Genomic DNA, 16,392 nt, shown 5'->3' with positions numbered 1-16,392 from the left:
GTGCAGACCGAAGTCCGCACGGGGAGATCACTTCTCAGGAAGTGGGGCCGAACTCCTCGAGCATGTCGGTCACCAACTCGGCGATCGGCGAACGCTCACTGCGCGTGAGTGTGATGTGCGCAAAAAGCGGGTGCCCCTTGAGCTTTTCGATGACGGCCGCAACTCCGTCGTGCCTGCCCACTCGCAGGTTGTCACGCTGCGCGACGTCGTGCGTGAGGACCACTCGCGAGCCGGTTCCCAGACGAGAAAGCACTGTCAGCAGAACATTTCGTTCGAGCGACTGCGCTTCGTCGACGATCACGAACGAATCGTGCAGCGACCGACCGCGAATGTGCGTCAGCGGCAACACTTCCAGCATTCCGCGGGCGAGAACCTCTTCGAGAACCTCTGGCGAGGCCAACCCGTCGAGAGTGTCGAAAACGGCCTGAGCCCACGGGCCCATCTTCTCGCTCTCACTACCGGGAAGGTAGCCGAGTTCTTGTCCGCCAACGGCATACAACGGACGGAAGACGACAACCTTGCGCTGAGTGCGGCGCTCGAGAACGGCTTCCAAACCTGCTGTCAGAGCCAAGGCCGACTTACCGGTGCCCGCCTTACCACCGAGAGAGATGATGCCGATGCTCTCGTCCATGAGGAGATCGAGCGCAATGCGCTGCTCGGCGGAGCGGCCGTGCAACCCGAACGCCTCGCGCTCACCGCGCACCAACTGGATGCGCTTGTCGGGAGTCACCCGACCGAGGGCGCTCGACGAACCACCGAGCAGGCGAAGACCCGTGTGACACGGCAGATCTCGCGCTTCGTCGAGGTCCAGGAAACCCTCGTTGAACAGCTCGTCGATGTCCGTTGAGGCGACGTCCAGCTCGGTCATGCCCGTCCATCCGGATGGCACGACGTCGTGAGCGTGGTACTCGTCGGCAGGTAGTCCCACCGCGCCTGCCTTCACACGAAGCGGAATGTCCTTGCTGACGAGGACTACATCCTTGCCCTCCGCAGCAAGATTCAGCGCACACGCCAGAATCCTCGAATCGTTACTGTCCGTGCGGAATCCGACGGGCAGGACCGCAGGGTCGGTGTGATTGAGTTCGACCTGCAGTGTCCCGTTCTCGGTGCCGATCGGCACCGGACGGTCGAGGCGGCTGTATTCGATCCGTAGATCGTCGAGCATGCGGAGCGATTCTCGGGCGAACCATCCCAGTTCGTGGTGGTGCCGTTTGCCTTCGAGTTCACTGATCACGACCAGTGGGAGTACCACGTGGTGTTCGGCGAATCGAGTGACAGCCCATGGATCGGACAGTAGTACCGAGGTATCCAAGACGTACGTGCGAAGTGCATCTCCCGAATGATTCCCGGCTGATAGATCAGCCCGGGCCGAGTGGGCAGAGACGGAGCGTGATGCAGTCACGTTGGGCTCCTAGGTCTGCGCGGCACCCGCGCAAACTCAGCTCGCTGGGCCGGACGGCTCTGGTGTCAGGTGACGCTGTGTCAGCTGAAACAAGGGCCGGGCGCCGGCCCTCTCGTACTGAGTGTTTCAGTCACGATCAGAACCTCCCGCACAAGTAACTTCTGGTTACTCGTTACTGCCGACGGTACTGCGGATCGGACACTCGCGCCACGGAACGAGCCGCACATCTGGTGAACGCCAGGTAACAAAATGCCACTCGTGTGATTCGGCGTCACTCAGGACTCGATCAGACCCCACTTGGCGGCGCGCACCGCTGCCTGAACCCGCGAATTGGTTCCGGTCTTGACGAAGATGTTCTCGAGATGGGTGGCGACGGTGCGACGGCTGACGAACAACTCCTCGGCGATCTCGACATTGCCCGCGCCTCTGGCCACCAATTGCAGTACTTGAATCTCCCGTGGGCTCAGATGGACACGATCGAGCGCCACCTGGTCCCCCACGACGCGCGAGCAGGCTGCGCTGGACGCCGCCACCACCTCCCGTACGCGATCGACGACGCCGGAATCCGCGAAGCTCATGTGCAGCAATCCGGTCACCTCACGGCCGGAGAACCCCAATGCGACCGAGGCACCCTCGGCGTACCCGGACGGCCGCAGAACATCGGTGACCATCTCGACCTGCTCGAATCGTGGCACGTCCTGCCAGAACACGGGCACGCCCGAAGCCTCGCGAATGATGCCGAAGAGATTGCGATCGGCGACGAAGTCCTCGAGCAGGAACTCGAGCACCCTGGCGTCGTATCCGGAACACGCCAGAGCCCGATGCCTTCCGCTCGACGGGTCTCGGTACGTGACCGCCGCAGCCGAGTACGCGAGTCCACGAGCGCGGAGTTCTTCGGCGCACAGGCCGAGAATGCCGTACGCCCCGGCCGCCGGCGATCGCGGCGCGAACATGTCAGGTCCAGCGCCGCGATCAGGCAGTACAGACGTCATCACACCAATCTAGCCAATCGTGTGAGCTAGGCCACGACCAGTGAATCGGCCGGCTTCTTGTCCGCCCACGGACGTGCCGCTTCGAAGTTCGCGGCAGCCCGCAGGACCAGTGCGTCCTGGCGGTGACGTGCGGCGATCTGCAGCCCCACCGGTCGACCGTCGGCGGTGAATCCAGCGGGCACGGTGATCGCCGGATTGTTGAGCATGTTGTACGGGTAGGTGAAGAGCCAATCGAGCAACTGCTCACGCAGCGACGCACCCTCGAGCCACGACGGCGCGAACTGACCGAGCGGGAACGTGGCCGAAGCCAAGGTCGGCGAGACCAACACGTCGTAGTCGTTCATGAACGCGGTCCACGTGTCCCACATGACGCCGCGGAATGCGTCGGCCCGCCCGACGTCGACACCGGTGAGCCGCTCGGCCTCGTGCATGATCTCGATCAGGTTGTCGTCGACCTCGCCGCGCTGGTTCTCCCAGTCGAGCAAGTCGTATTCGGAAGCGAAACCGGGAACCCAGATGCCGTTCCACATCGACTCCGACGGATTTCCCCACTGCGGGGTCGCCTCGGTGATCCGGGCACCCAATTCCTCGAATGCCGACAACGCGTCGAGACACACCGCCAGCACCTCCGGATCAACATGGCCGAGACCGAGATTCGGCGACCACGCCACGCGAAGGCCCTTCACGTCGCCCTTCGAGGCTTCGACGTACGAGGTCTCGGCACGCTCGATCGAGAGCGGGTCCGCATTGTCCGGCCCGGCCATGATGTCGAGCATCAGCGCGTTGTCGGCAACAGTCCGGGTGATCGGACCGTGATACGCCCAGTTGTAGAAGCGCCCGGCCAGGATGGTCTGCGGGATGACGCCGGTGGTCGGCTTCAACCCGACGACCCCGCAGAGCGCCGACGGGATACGCACCGATCCCGCACCGTCACTGCCCTCGGCAAGTGGCCCGAGGCCTGCAGCCACGGCAGCCGACGCACCGCCACTGGACCCGCCCGCGCTGTTGCCGAGCTTCCACGGGTTGTGCGTCGGCCCGTACAGGTGGTTGTCCGTGCCTCCGTAGTAACCACTTTCGGGAGTGTTCGTCTTTCCCAGGAACAGTCCGCCGGCGCCTCGCAGCCTGTCCACGACGACGGCATTTCCCGTCGCGATGTTGTCGGCCATCGGCTTCATCCCGAACGTGGTCGGCAGCCCGTCGACTGCCGTCAGATCTTTGATCGTGAACGGAACGCCGTGCAGCGGGCCGAGCTTCTCGCCCGCTTCCTGTTGCCGTGAGAGTTCGGCCGCATCGCGCGTCACCTGCTCGCGCTCGAACTGCACTATCGCGTTGATCGACGGATTGACGGCGTCGACGCGCTGGATCATCGCTTCGGCAATCTCGTTGGGCGAGAGACTGTTCGACGCGACCGACGCCGCCATCTCGGTAGCGGAGAGCCAATGCAGATTCTGTTCGGTCATGGGGTTTCCTTCGCCGGAGGGGTGATGCTCTCAGGCTAGGAAGCGCCGAACTCGGCCACCATCGGTCATGTGACCGATGCCACAATCCGCGACTGGCAAAAACCAGCGGCCCGGCCCCTCGAAAGGGACCGGGCCGTCGGTGAAGGAATACCTAGACGTTCTTGCTGAGCAGGCCCCAGTTCTCGAGACCGTCGTACAGCGGAAGGTCGAGGGCGAGCTTGGCGACGCGCGCACGCAGCGCCGGCAGATCCGCGTTGCCGGCCAGAGCGGTACCGATGATGTCGGCGACCTCGGTGAACTCGGCATCGCCGAATCCGCGAGTGGCCAACGCTGCGGTACCGATACGCAGACCGGAGGTGGTCATCGGCGGGCGGGGATCGAACGGAACAGCGTTGCGGTTGACCGTGATGCCGATTTCGTGCAGAAGGTCCTCACCCTGCTGGCCGTCGAGCTGCGAGTTACGCAGGTCCACGAGCACGAGGTGGACGTCAGTGCCGCCGGTCAGGACGCTGATGCCCTGGTCTGCGACGTCCTTGTTGCCCAGACGCTCGGCAAGGATGCGCGCACCGGAAAGGGTGCGTGCCTGACGATCCTTGAACTCTTCACCGGCAGCGATCTTGAAGGTGACTGCCTTGGCCGCGATGGCGTGCATGAGCGGTCCACCCTGCTGACCGGGGAAGACAGCGGAGTTGAGCTTCTTGGCCCACTCTTTCTTCGCCAGGATCAGGCCCGAACGCGGACCACCGAGGGTCTTGTGGACGGTCGAGGAGACGACGTCTGCGTACGGGACGGGCGACGGGTGCAGTCCTGCCGCAACCAGTCCGGCGAAGTGAGCCATGTCCACCCACAGGTACGCCCCGACCTCGTCGGCGATCGCGCGGAACGCCGCGAAGTCCTGCTGACGCGGGTACGCGGACCAGCCGGCAACGATGACCTTCGGCTTCTCGGCGAGGGCGATCGAGCGCACCTCGTCCATGTCGATGCGGTGATCTTCCTTGCTGACGCCGTAGGACGCGACGTCGTACAACTTGCCGGAGAAGTTGAGCTTCATGCCGTGCGTGAGGTGACCGCCGTGTGCAAGGTCGAGGCCGAGCAGCTTCTCACCCGGGTTCATCAGTGCCATCAGAACAGCAGCGTTGGCCTGTGCGCCCGAGTGCGGCTGAACGTTCGCGAACTCTGCACCGAAGAGTTCCTTCGCACGGTTGCGCGCCAGATCCTCGATGACGTCGACGTGCTCGCAACCGCCGTAGTAACGACGTCCCGGGTAGCCCTCGGCGTACTTGTTGGTCAGGACGCTGCCCTGAGCCTGCAGAACCGAGCGGGGAACGAAGTTCTCCGACGCGATCATCTCGAGCGTGTCGCGCTGACGAGCCAATTCACCAGCCATCGCCTCGGCGACTTCGGGGTCGAGTTCGGCGAGTGATGCAGAGTTGACGTCGGAGCCGGGCACAGCGGTCATCGAGGAATCTCCAAGCTGGATGCGGAAACGAATGCGTCCAGTCTACGAAGTTCGCTCCCGCCGTCTCCACCCGGCACTAGGCAGCACGCAGAGAGCTGGGGACCAGCGGCTCGTCGAGCAGCCTGCGGAAGCGTTCGGTGCGCTCCGCGCCCACCGGCACCTCGTCCAGCCAGCCCCCGAGCAGCCGGTATCCCTCGACATACGTGCTGGTGTATGCCCGCCACAGCGGCGAAGACAGGAACTTGAGCGATTGGCGAGCGCGTTCCGGCGTCGACAGCGACCACCGTTCGAGGAACAGCGCCACGTCGTCGAGGCTGCGCCCCTCGTCGTGCAACATCAGCGCCGCATCCTGCCGGACACTCAGCAGTTGCCCCGACGCGGCGGAGAGCCGTTGCGCCTTTTCCCCGTCGAAAGACAAGCCGAGGTCGGCGTAGATGTCCTGCGCCCACAAACCCCAGTCCGGGCCGACAATCGCTTCCAGCGCCAAATCCGCGAGGCCTTCGGCCATGATGCACTGCGGCGTGTTGACCAGGAACAGTGTCTGCTCGAGCTGGCCCGAACCGACCAGACCGGCTTCCTTACGGCAATGCTCGGTGTGATGGCCGGGGTAGGACTCGTGCGCGATCAGCCGCGGCAGGTTGGCCATGAACTGCGGCAGATCCGAATTGATCGCAACCTTGGAGCGGTAGTCACCGAGGTAGTAGTTGAAGCCGGACCACGGCTTGTCCCCCACCACTTCGTATTCGACGGTTTCCGACGCGGGAAGCCCGAACGTGCCGCGGACCAGATCGCGCAGCGCACTCGACATTGCCTCGACGCATTCGTTCAGTTTCGCCGCGGGGATCTCGTCGGCCTTGCGATGCGCCTGCACCCGCTGCGCCAGCGGTCCCGGACCGGGCAGAACTTCACCCATCAACCGGTGAGCGTCGCTGTAGGCGTCCTCGTTTCCCTTCTCGATTCGGACGTCGAAGTACGCCTCGACCTCGTCCACGAAGCCGATGTCCTCACCCGCGAACTTGCGCCCGGAGCATTCCAGGGCGCGAAGGTGTACGTCGACGAAGTGGGCGCGTTCGGCATTCAGACCACTTCCGGCCAACTCGCCCCGCAATTCACGTGCCGTGCGGGCAAGTTCACGCGGATCGGGCTTCGGGGCGCTCTCGATCTGCTTACGCAGCGCCGGGTCACCGGTGAACGCGTCGACGAACCCGTCTTCGAGACGGTCGAAACCCAGTCCGAGCAGCAGGTATTGGCGAACAAGTGTGTCTGGATCCATAACGACCGAGCCTAGTCGCTCGCTCCGGAATGCCACCCGGCGAAAGTCCCGGACGTGGCACCGAGCACAATCCGACTATGCACTCGGATCGTGCGCACACGCGCCTGGCTTGCTCGCATAGCTGTTTCGTCCGCCGGGCCCCGGGTTCACTACGTGCCGGTGAGCTGGGCTGATGGCGCGCACCAACGAATCGAGTCCCTACGTCGAGTTCGACCGCAAGCAGTGGCGGACACTGCGTAAGTCGACGCCACTGGTGTTGACCGAGGACGAGTTGTACGGCCTGCGTGGTCTCGGCGAGCAGATCGATCTCGAAGAAGTTGCCGAGGTTTATCTCCCCCTTGCACGTCTGATCCACCTGCAGGTGGCGGCGCGCCAACGGCTGTTCGCGGCCACCGCGACCTTCCTCGGTGAGAAGCATCCCGACCGTCAGGTGCCCTTCGTCATCGGTGTCGCCGGTTCGGTCGCGGTCGGAAAATCCACGACTGCTCGTGTGCTGCAAGCTCTCCTGGCCCGCTGGGATCACCATCCGCGCGTCGACCTCGTCACCACGGACGGATTCCTCTATCCGACCAGGGAACTCCAGCGTCGGGGCATCATGCACCGCAAGGGTTTTCCCGAAAGCTACGATCGCCGCAAGCTGTTGCGCTTCGTCACCGAAGTCAAGTCCGGGGCGGAAGAGGTAGCGGCACCGGTCTATTCGCACACGTCGTACGACATCATCCCGGGCCAGTACCACCTGATCCGCCAGCCCGACATCCTCATCATCGAGGGCCTCAACGTCCTGCAGACCGGCCCGCGTCTGATGGTCTCCGATCTGTTCGACTTCTCGATCTACGTCGACGCCCGCATCGAGGACATCGAAGCCTGGTACATCCAGCGGTTCCTTGCGCTACGCAACACGTCGTTCGCCGATCCGAACGCCCACTTTCACCACTACTCCGGCCTCTCCGACCGTGACGCGACCATCGCGGCGAAGGAGATCTGGAACTCGATCAATCACCCGAACCTGGTGGAGAACATTCTCCCCACCCGTCCCCGCGCAACCCTGGTGCTGCGCAAGGACGCCGATCACACGATCAACCGGCTGCGGCTGCGCAAGCTCTGAGACGGCTCAGGCGCCGAACCGGCGGTGGCGCGCCGCGTAATCGCGCAAGGCTCGAAGAAAGTCGACTCGACGGAACTCGGGCCAGTACGCCTCGGTGAACCAGATCTCCGAATAGGCGCTCTGCCACAACAGGAATCCGGAGAGCCGCTGCTCGCCGGAGGTGCGGATCACCAGATCCGGATCGGGCTGTCCCGACGTGTACAGATGCCCGTCGATGCCGTCGACCGTGACGGCCTGGATCAGTTCGTCTCCGCTCAGGCCCGCACCGATCTTGTCGCGCAGGAGCGATTGGACGGCGTCGGCGATCTCCTGACGCCCGCCGTATCCGATCGCGACGTTGACATGTGTCCCGGTTCGGCCGCTCGTCCCCGCCGCCGCTTCCCGCAAGCGCCTGGACTGCTCGGGAGGCAGAAGATCGAGAGCCCCGACGATCTGCACACTCCAGTTCTTGCCGGGCCCGGAGATCTCTTCGACGACGTCGGTGATGATTTCGAGGAGGGTGTCGAGCTCTTCCGGCTCGCGGCGCAGGTTCTCGGTCGAGAGCAGGTAGATGGTTGCCATCTCGATTCCGGCGGCGTCGCACCACTCGAGCAATTCGGCAATTTTGAGCGCGCCCATGCGGTGCCCGTGACTGACATCGGTGAAGCCGTTCTCGCGAGCCCATCGCCGATTTCCGTCACACATCACGGCTACGTGCCGTGGGTGCGCGAGACCGTCGAGATGACTGAGGAGTCGTCGCTCGTAGATGCTGTACAGCAGTCCGCGCAGATTCACCGTGACATCACCATGGTGTCAAAGACTACGCCCGGCAGTGACAGGCACATGCGAGCGCCGTCACGGTTTTTGTACGCGTCGAAAACCCGCAGGTAGGTTATGCTACTGATGCGTAACCTACGGTACCGTAGGTTACGCGGTTCGCAACAGTACGGAACGAGAGGGGTTGCACATGACGGCATTCGGGCTCGACGAGCTTCCGGTCAAACCACGCATGCGCGGTTGGATCCATCTGTGGGCGCTCGGTGTCTCCGTCGTCGCAGGCATCGTTCTCGTCTCCGTAGCCGGCGCTCAGGTCGGCGCCAAAGCGGCTTGGGCAACCGCGATCTACAGCGTCACGATCTGCGGCCTCTTCGGCATCAGTGCGACGTATCACCGCATCCAGTGGCAGACGGTCAAGGGCCGTACGTGGATGAAGCGTGCGGACCATTCGATGATCTTTCTCTTCATCGCCGGCAGCTACACACCGTTCGCCATGCTCGGCCTCCCGACTCACACCGGCAAGATCATCCTCGCGATCGTGTGGGCAGGCGCGCTCGCCGGCGTCGCACTCAAGATGCTCTGGCCCACCGCCCCGAAATGGGTGGGAGTCCCGCTCTACCTGCTCCTCGGTTGGGCGATCGTTCCCGTGGTCGGTGAACTGACGCACCAGGTCGGTGTGGCGCCTATGGTGCTGCTGCTCGTCGGCGGAATCTTCTACAGCGTCGGCGCAATTCTGTACGCGACGAAATGGCCAAACCCGTGGCCCACGACGTTCGGGCATCACGAGTTCTTCCACGCCGCGACGGTCGTCGCAGCGATCTGCCACTACATCGCGGTATGGCTCGTCGTGTTCAACTGACTCGCCAGTTCCACCACCGTCGTCACCGGCCGATCACACACGAATCCCCGACAGATGTACGCGGCTTCACCACCGTCGACGAGGGGTCGATCTGCAAGCAGCGGTGAAGAATCCGGGGCACCCCCGACAACCACTGCACCACCCGGCGCAAGCCGGCGGGCATCGGCCAACAGCGAACCTTCCCCGACGACGGCCACCTGTATCGGACCACGCAACGACGCTTCCGCCACCGCGAGCCAGTGCCCCGCCGACCGAGGCGCACGCTCGAGCGGCAGCGTGGCCCTCGCCAGCGCGTCCGCCGCGGCCTGGGCGTAACGAGAAGAGCGCTCGGCATCGGTCAACGCCGCTGCGGTCAACAGAGCCTCCGCGACGCTCGACGCACCGGACGGCGTCGCGCCGTCCAACGGGTCTCGGGGCCGAGTCACGAGCGACTCCGCGAAATCGGCCGTGTCGAACCAGCTTCCCGGCTCGGCCGGATCAGCGAAGTGGTCGACAGTGACGTCGAGCAACTGCTGCGCCGCATCGAGCCACCGCGCCAATCCCGTTGCCTGGTATAGAGCCAGGAGTCCGGTGGCCAACATTGCGTAATCCTCGAGCACGCCCGTCGGGACGCCGACAGCCCCGCCGAGGGAAGCGCGACGCAAGTGACCGTCCACCAGGTGAAGGTCGAGAAGAGCGCCTGCGCACTCGGCCGCCGCGGTGATCCAGTCGGGTCGGTCCAGGGCAAGTCCGGCTTCCGTCAAGGCCGTGACGGTCAGCCCGTTCCAGGCCGTCACCACCTTGTCGTCGCGGCCGGGCTGTGGACGCTGAGCCCGGACGGCGCGTAGAGCGTCGGAGACCGTCTGCCAGCGCGACCAGTCGTCGGGGTCACGGAGCAACTGCAGTACCGACGCACCCTCTTCGAAGGTTCCGGTATCGGTGACCCGGAACAACTCCGACGCCCACTGCCCGTCCTCCGCGCCGAGAATCTCGACCAGCTGCGTCGGCGTCCATACGTACGTGAGGCCTTCGACGCCGTCGGTGTCGGCATCGAGAGCCGAAGCGAAGCAACCGTTCTCGGTCAGCAGATCGGAGAGCAGGAACCTTGCGGTCTCCTCGGTGACGCGAGTGGCGAGGTCCGATCCGGTGCGCCGCGCCCAGTGCGCGTAGAACCGCAGGAGCAGCGCATTGTCGTAGAGCATCTTCTCGAAGTGCGGAACCACCCACTCGGCATCGACCGAGTACCGCGAGAAACCGCCACCCAACTGGTCGTAGATCCCGCCACGTGCCATTGCTTCGGCGGTGCGCTCGATGCCGCCGAGGATCTCGCCCGAACCCGTTCGCTCGTACTGTCGGAGCAGCCCCTCCAGTAGTGCCGACGGTGGAAACTTCGGTGCCCCACCGAATCCCCCGCGCGGGACGTCCTCGTCGCCGAGGATCGACCGGCCCGCCGCGTTCAGCAGCTCGGCGTCGATGGGTGCTCCGCCGTACGGAATCCCGCCCGACGCGCGCTGAAGTTCCGTGACGATCGACTGCGCCGCGTTGTCGACCTCGTCGCGCCGATTCGTGAAGGTGTCGACTATCGCTTCGAGAAGCTGTGTGAACGAAGGCATTCCGCCGCGAGGCGTCGGCGGGTAGTACGTGCCGCAGTAGAACGGTGAACCGTCGGGAGTCAGGAAACAGGTCATGGGCCAGCCGCCCTGGCCGGTCATCGCAACCGTCGCATTCATGTAGACGGCGTCGATGTCGGGACGTTCTTCTCGGTCCACCTTCACACAGACGAAGTTCGCGTTCATGACGGCCGCGATCTCGTCGTTCTCGAACGACTCGTGCGCCATGACGTGGCACCAGTGGCACGCCGAGTATCCGATCGAGAGGAGAATCGGCACGTTGCGCTCGCGCGCCCACTCCATCGCTTCTTCGCCCCACTGTTGCCAGTGGACCGGATTGTCGGCGTGCTGACGCAGGTAAGGGCTCGAGGACCCACCCAGGTTGTTCCGCATCCGTGGGTCCATCGCCGCTACCTCGTTCGTCTCAGGATTCTTGCTTGGGCTTCTTCTCGGTAGAGACGTTGGGTTCCGCCGGGCTCGGAGCAGTGATTGCTCCCCGGTCGGTGCCTTCGTCTGCCTGCTGATCGAGTTCGGGATGATCCGGTTCGAACGTCTCCGGCAGCTTCTTGAGCTGGCGGTTCATCGACCGAACCAGGAGGATCACACCGATGAGCAGCGCAAGAATCACCAGCAGGCCGACCGGAGACGACTTTCCGAACTCCGGTCCGGATGGGTTACTCGGGGTCTGAGCAAGAAATTGTGTGGTGCCGAGAACTACCTCGGCGGACAGAGCATTCACTTCTGAGCGTCCTCTTCGAGACCTGCGAACAGGTCGGTTTCCGGAATGGACGTGGTGACCCGCGTCTTGGCGAGCTCGAATTCTTCGGTGGGCCAGATCTTCTGCTGAATGTCGAGCGGCACAGCGAAGAACGAACCGTTGGGATCGATCTGCGTCGCGTGTGCGCGCAGAGCATCGTCACGCTGGGGAAAGTAGTCGCCGCACGTGACCTGAGTGGTCACCCGGACCATCATGTCGCCGCGTTCGGTCTTCCACTTCTTGAGCCAGTCCGCCATCGGGAACGGCTCTCCGCGACGCTCGTACTCCTCCTGGAAGAGTTCGAGGCGCTTACGGATGAATCCGTGCGAGTAGTAGACCTTCTTGATTTCCCACGGCTGACCGTCCTCGGGGAAGTACTCGGGATCGGCGGCGGCTTCGTAGGCTGCCATCGTCACCTCGTGGCACCGGATGTGATCCGGGTGCGGGTATCCGCCGTTCTCGTCGTACGTCGTGACGACGTGGGGACGGAACTCGCGAATCACCTTGACCAGAGCGCGCGTCGACTCTTCGAGCGGAACGAGGGCGAAGCACCCTTCGGGCAGCGGCGGAAGAGGGTCGCCCTCGGGAAGCCCGGAATCGACGAAACCGAGCCAGCGCTGCTTCACGCCCAGGATGCGAGCGGCCTCGGCCATCTCCTCCTGGCGAACTTCGCTGATTCGATCGCGGACACCGGGAACGTCCATGGCCGGGTTGAGAATGTCGCCACGCTCACCCCCGGTGAGCGTCAGGACCATCACTTCGTGGCCTTCGGCTGCATAACGGGCGGTGGTGGCCGCACCCTTGCTCGACTCGTCGTCGGGATGGGCATGGACGGCCATGAGCCGGAATCCGCTCACGTGTTCGTTCACCTCAACTTCACCTGTAGCCGTTGCCGGCAGTTCACCTGTAGCCGTCACCGGCAGTTCACCTGTAGCCGTCACCGGCAGTCTTCGAATCACACGCTGTGCACCGCTCGGATTACTCCGGGCCGTTGCCGTCAAACGTACCGACTGCCGACAAACCTACCGACGGCGCGACGGGATACGTCCTCTATAGTTCCACCCGAGAGTTCCTGGCGCAGCCGTGACCCCTTCGGTAATCCGGCGGGACACAGTCAGTTGCTGCACGACACGCGAACTCGAGTCTTCGAGAGCAGAGTGATGAGCAAACCGCTTCCCCAAGATCGGTACCCGAGCACAACTCGCACGGGCAGTCCCCGCAAGTGGATGGTGTGGGCTCTGACCGCTCTCGTCATCGTCGTAGGCGGCGGAATCGCGTACTACGCGTACGGAAAATTTGCGGTCAAGGAAATCGAGACCGAGACCATCTCGTTCGACATCGCCAACGACTCCACGGTGAAGATCCGTTTCACCGTCACACGCGACGACTCGTCGCGTGAAGCGATGTGCATCGTGCGCGCACGCTCGAAGGACGGCTCCGAAACCGGTCGACGTGAGGTCTACGTCCCGTCGTCGGAACATCAGACCCTCGAGTTCAACACCGAGGTCAAGACGTCCCAGCCGCCAGGCATGGCCGACGTCTACGGCTGCAGCTTCGACGTTCCGGAGTACCTGACCAAGAGCTGACCTCGGAACGCACCCACCCTGCCGGACGTTTGACGCCGGACAGGGCGGGTAGTCATGCGTGATAGAATTGCCCGATACACGGTTCCGGGTGGAACCGTGTATTGCTGCATTGACGCAAGGTTTGACGGCAAGGTTGCATCCCTGGTGGTGCTTCTGTGTCGTTGTTCGCTGCTGTTGCAGCGATCGTCGAGGGAGCCCCCGGCTCCGACTACTAGGGAGTGATCGAGATGACCGAGACCCAGGTGACCTGGCTTACCCAGGAATCACATGACAGGCTCAAGAACGAACTCGACCAGCTCATCGCCAATCGCCCGGTCATCGCCGCCGAGATCAACGAGCGTCGCGAAGAGGGCGACCTGAAGGAGAACGGCGGCTACCACGCTGCCCGCGAAGAGCAGGGTCAGCAGGAAGCCCGCATTCGCCAGCTCCAGGAGCTGCTGAACAGCGCAAAGGTCGGCGAGGCCCCCACTCAGTCCGGTGTCGCACTGCCCGGATCCGTAGTCAAGGTCTACTACGACGGCGACGAGAGTGACACCGAGACGTTCCTGATCGCTACCCGCGAAGAAGGCGCACGTGACGCCAAGCTCGAGGTCTACTCGCCGAACTCACCGCTGGGCGGCGCGCTGCTCGAAGCCAAGGTCGGCGACACGCGTGAGTACAACCTGCCCAACGGCAGCACCATGAAGGTCACGCTGCTGAGCGCGGAGCCTTACCACAGCTGATCGGCTGTACCAGCTCTGAAAAGAAGCGCCACCCGACTCGGTCGGGTGGCGCTTCTTGCTCTGTCGACGCTCGCCGTTTCCTGCCCACTCACACCACGCGGCGAGCCTTCATGCCGGCGAAGATCGGGCCGACCTTCACCACGTCGCCGAACGTGGGTGCGTGAAGCATCTGACCGTTGCCGACGTAGATCGCCACGTGGCCGGGGCCGCCTGCCTGCCAGTTGCCGAACAACAGGTCACCGGGCTGCGCCTGATCCAGCGGGATCTCGACGCCGACACCCCACTGCGTCTCCGAGGTCCGGGGCAGAGTCACCCCGGTGGCCGCGTGGATCGCGTACGACGTCAGCCCCGAGCAGTCGAACCCGCCCATCGACGGCCCGTTGATGTTTCCGCCACCCCACACGTACGGCAATCCGAGAAACTTCAGACCGGCCTCGACGACGCCGCCCACCGCTGCGGCGAGGTTGTTGTAGTCGAAGGGCGCAAGCATCAGGGCGAACGAGTCCTGCAACGATTTGATCTGGGCGACGAACGGAGCGGCGACCGCCTGCTCCGCAGGAACCTCGCCCGACTTGTCTGCCGGAACGCCGCCCGCTTCGCGAACTGCGTCCGGCCCGACGTCGTAGGCAGCGAGCGCGAGGTCGACGGTATCGCCCTCGACCTCACCGGACTTCTGCCAGGACTGCGCTTGCTTCACGAGATCGCACAACCGGTATCCGGTTGTCATCACCGGATCGGCAACGCCCAGGATGTCCATCTTTCCGTCGCCGTCACCGTCCTTGCCGTATGCCGTCCACGCTGCGGTGGTGAAGCGGCCAGGCCCGCGCCCACCTTCCGGTGAGATGTCGGTATCGGGTCCGTACTTGAATCCGTTCTCGACCGAGTACAGCGAGGCGATCACCGCGGGCGTGATCTCCGAGCACAGAGCACCGGCCTTTTTGATCCACGGCGCGAACACTGCCACCGCTCCCACGGGCGCCAATGTCGCTCCCGGAAAGTTGGAGGGTACGGAAGGCACGATTCCCTCAGGTGTGTCCTGAGTTCGTGCCGGTCCGTTCCAGGCTGCAAGTGAGACTGCAGCATTCGAAGACTCGTTCTTCTCGACTTGTGCGGGCGCTCCGAGAGTTCCACTCATCACGCCCAGTGCGGTGCCGATCGACACAGCGATCGCCAGGACACCGACTGCCATCCGAACCTCCGATAAACCTCTGAAAATCCATGTACGTGGTCGTACCCGAAACTTGTCGGTGCGAACATCTACTCTTTCGAACATGCATTCGACACGGCTCAGTCTCGCGACTCCTGTAACCAATGTCTCATTTATCTCGGCGGGCGTTACGCAAATGACTACAGACGCCAAGGCTTTTCTCAGCTTCGGCGTGCAAGCTGAGTCCATGAGCGACGATCGGCCACGACCCGCCCGGGGACGCACTACGGTGTATCGACCCGTTCGCCTCGCCCTCGCAGCCACGGCTGTGGCGGGAGCACTCGCAAGCGGCGGACTTTCACTCGTTTCTTCTCCCACTGCCACGGCACTCGCACCGGACACGTCGGCTTCTCACACCAAGAATCCCGTAGCGAAGCGGCCCGTCGTGGTCGCCGGATTCGGAACCCCGGACGCCGTCTCCAACGGTTCGTGAGTACTCCGCGCTCGGCCTCCGAGTGGCTCACGTGGGGGGTTCAGGCCCGGGTCGTCGTCACCGACCCTGAAGTCCTTCCCTCCGCGGCCAGCCTGGTTCGCGGGTACCTCACCGCTGCCGACGCCGCCACCAATCGAGATCGTGCCGACTCCGAGATTCGTACCTATGTCAGCGCCGCGAGCAACGTCGACGGCGTCGCCGTGACCCCGATGTTCGCGCACTTCCTCGAAGACGCGTTGGCTGTCGCACGACTGACCGACGGCAAACTCACGCCGACGGCCGGGTCGGCAGACCCTCACTCCTGGTGGAAGATTCGCGTCGAGAACAACCGCGTGTACAGCCCGGACGACGTCGTTCTCGATCTGTCCGCGACGGCCCGCGCCAGTTCAGCGGACCACTGTGCCGCGTCCACTGCAACTCTTCTCGGGTGTGGCGTGCTGGTCGGCCTCGGCGGGGACATCGCGGTTGCCGGCCCGGCGCCGGAAGACGGCTGGCAGATTCAGGTGCAAGACCTGCCCGGCGACCCGACCTGCCAGGTAGCACTTCCGTCCGACTGCGGGATCGCCACGGCCAGCACCGTCAAGCCACTGCACCGCGAATCGACGGCGACGCCGATGTGGCGCACGGTGTCGGTGATTGCATCCTCCTGCGCCCAGGCCGCCGCATTCAGTCGGGTTGCGGTCGGCATGGGCGGTTCGGCCATCGACTGGCTACATCAACTCGACGTACCCGCCAGGCTGGTCGACCAGGAGTACCGCGTGACGGTTCTGGGCGGCTGGCCTGACGAGTAAC

The 16,392-nt window shown here is 64.1% G+C and carries 16 protein-coding genes; 6 read left to right on the top strand and 10 right to left on the bottom strand.

What is annotated here, in order from left to right:
• Positions 1-34 precede the first annotated feature (34 nt).
• From G9U53_RS27055 to G9U53_RS27035, 5 genes are all read right to left on the bottom strand, one after another.
• Positions 35-1,402, bottom strand: coding sequence for a PhoH family protein (locus G9U53_RS27055; RefSeq protein WP_003945274.1), 1,368 nt, complete (start codon positions 1,400-1,402; stop codon positions 35-37).
• 275 nt (positions 1,403-1,677) lie between these two features.
• Positions 1,678-2,394, bottom strand: coding sequence for a LuxR family transcriptional regulator (locus G9U53_RS27050; protein ID WP_063316812.1), 717 nt, complete (start codon positions 2,392-2,394; stop codon positions 1,678-1,680).
• 26 nt (positions 2,395-2,420) lie between these two features.
• On the bottom strand, positions 2,421-3,854 hold the full coding sequence (locus tag G9U53_RS27045; RefSeq protein WP_165639615.1) for an amidase family protein: 1,434 nt from the start codon (positions 3,852-3,854) through the stop codon (positions 2,421-2,423).
• Positions 3,855-4,005: 151 nt separating this feature from the next.
• Positions 4,006-5,313 (bottom strand): serine hydroxymethyltransferase, encoded by a 1,308-nt coding sequence (glyA, locus tag G9U53_RS27040; RefSeq protein WP_003945195.1) that lies wholly within the window; start codon positions 5,311-5,313, stop codon positions 4,006-4,008.
• Between the two features lie 76 nt (positions 5,314-5,389).
• Positions 5,390-6,586, bottom strand: a complete 1,197-nt coding sequence (locus tag G9U53_RS27035) for a DUF885 domain-containing protein (protein ID WP_161120280.1) — start codon at positions 6,584-6,586, stop codon at positions 5,390-5,392.
• A 172-nt stretch (positions 6,587-6,758) separates the two neighbouring features.
• On the opposite strand from G9U53_RS27035, the gene coaA reads away from it, so the two are divergent.
• A complete protein-coding gene (gene coaA / locus G9U53_RS27030) occupies positions 6,759-7,691 on the top strand; it encodes a type I pantothenate kinase (protein ID WP_003945270.1) in 933 nt (310 codons plus the stop codon).
• Between the two features lie 6 nt (positions 7,692-7,697).
• Here the strand turns inward: coaA and G9U53_RS27025 are convergent, their stop codons facing one another.
• Positions 7,698-8,465 (bottom strand): isoprenyl transferase, encoded by a 768-nt coding sequence (locus tag G9U53_RS27025; RefSeq protein WP_003945211.1) that lies wholly within the window; start codon positions 8,463-8,465, stop codon positions 7,698-7,700.
• Positions 8,466-8,637: 172 nt separating this feature from the next.
• Between G9U53_RS27025 and G9U53_RS27020 the strand changes: the two genes are divergently transcribed.
• The gene (locus G9U53_RS27020) at positions 8,638-9,306 is read left to right on the top strand and encodes a hemolysin III family protein (protein ID WP_003945269.1); all 669 of its coding nucleotides are present in this window, start codon (positions 8,638-8,640) and stop codon (positions 9,304-9,306) included.
• Here G9U53_RS27020 and G9U53_RS27015 read toward each other — a convergent pair.
• Genes G9U53_RS27015 through mca form a run of 3 tightly spaced genes read right to left on the bottom strand, consistent with a single transcriptional unit; the run spans position 9,273 to position 12,509 of the window.
• On the bottom strand, positions 9,273-11,300 hold the full coding sequence (locus G9U53_RS27015; protein WP_042448864.1) for a thioredoxin domain-containing protein: 2,028 nt from the start codon (positions 11,298-11,300) through the stop codon (positions 9,273-9,275). The genes G9U53_RS27020 and G9U53_RS27015 overlap by 34 nt on opposite strands.
• Before the next feature lie 19 nt (positions 11,301-11,319).
• Positions 11,320-11,634, bottom strand: a complete 315-nt coding sequence (locus G9U53_RS27010; RefSeq protein ID WP_007726381.1) for a hypothetical protein — start codon at positions 11,632-11,634, stop codon at positions 11,320-11,322.
• Positions 11,631-12,509 carry a mycothiol conjugate amidase Mca gene (mca, locus tag G9U53_RS27005; protein WP_007726383.1) on the bottom strand — a complete coding sequence of 293 codons (879 nt, stop codon included), beginning with the start codon at positions 12,507-12,509 and terminating at the stop codon, positions 11,631-11,633. Before mca ends, G9U53_RS27010 begins: the two co-directional genes overlap by 4 nt.
• 303 nt (positions 12,510-12,812) lie before the next feature.
• On the opposite strand from mca, the gene G9U53_RS27000 reads away from it, so the two are divergent.
• Positions 12,813-13,238 (top strand): DUF4307 domain-containing protein, encoded by a 426-nt coding sequence (locus G9U53_RS27000; RefSeq protein WP_007726384.1) that lies wholly within the window; start codon positions 12,813-12,815, stop codon positions 13,236-13,238.
• Between the two features lie 227 nt (positions 13,239-13,465).
• On the top strand, positions 13,466-13,960 hold the full coding sequence (gene greA, locus G9U53_RS26995; RefSeq protein WP_007726385.1) for a transcription elongation factor GreA: 495 nt from the start codon (positions 13,466-13,468) through the stop codon (positions 13,958-13,960).
• A gap of 88 nt (positions 13,961-14,048) precedes the next feature.
• Here the strand turns inward: greA and G9U53_RS26990 are convergent, their stop codons facing one another.
• Entirely contained in the window at positions 14,049-15,149 is a 1,101-nt protein-coding gene (locus tag G9U53_RS26990) for a C40 family peptidase (RefSeq protein ID WP_003943296.1), read from the bottom strand.
• A gap of 205 nt (positions 15,150-15,354) precedes the next feature.
• Here G9U53_RS26990 and G9U53_RS26985 point away from each other — a divergent pair, with 205 nt between their 5' ends.
• Both G9U53_RS26985 and G9U53_RS26980 read left to right on the top strand, forming a co-directional pair.
• A complete protein-coding gene (locus tag G9U53_RS26985; protein WP_153211881.1) occupies positions 15,355-15,600 on the top strand; it encodes a hypothetical protein in 246 nt (81 codons plus the stop codon).
• Complete coding sequence (locus G9U53_RS26980; RefSeq protein ID WP_003943281.1) at positions 15,597-16,391, top strand: FAD:protein FMN transferase; 795 nt, start codon at positions 15,597-15,599, stop codon at positions 16,389-16,391. The genes G9U53_RS26985 and G9U53_RS26980 overlap by 4 nt, the downstream gene beginning before the upstream one ends.
• Position 16,392 lies beyond the last annotated feature (1 nt).

The sequence above is a fragment of the Rhodococcus sp. D-46 genome (genome assembly GCF_011290655.1).
In the GTDB taxonomy this organism is placed as follows: Bacteria; Actinomycetota; Actinomycetes; order Mycobacteriales; family Mycobacteriaceae; genus Rhodococcus_F; species Rhodococcus_F qingshengii.
Note: the sequence above shows the minus strand (reverse complement) of the source record. Positions and strands in the feature narration are given on the sequence as shown.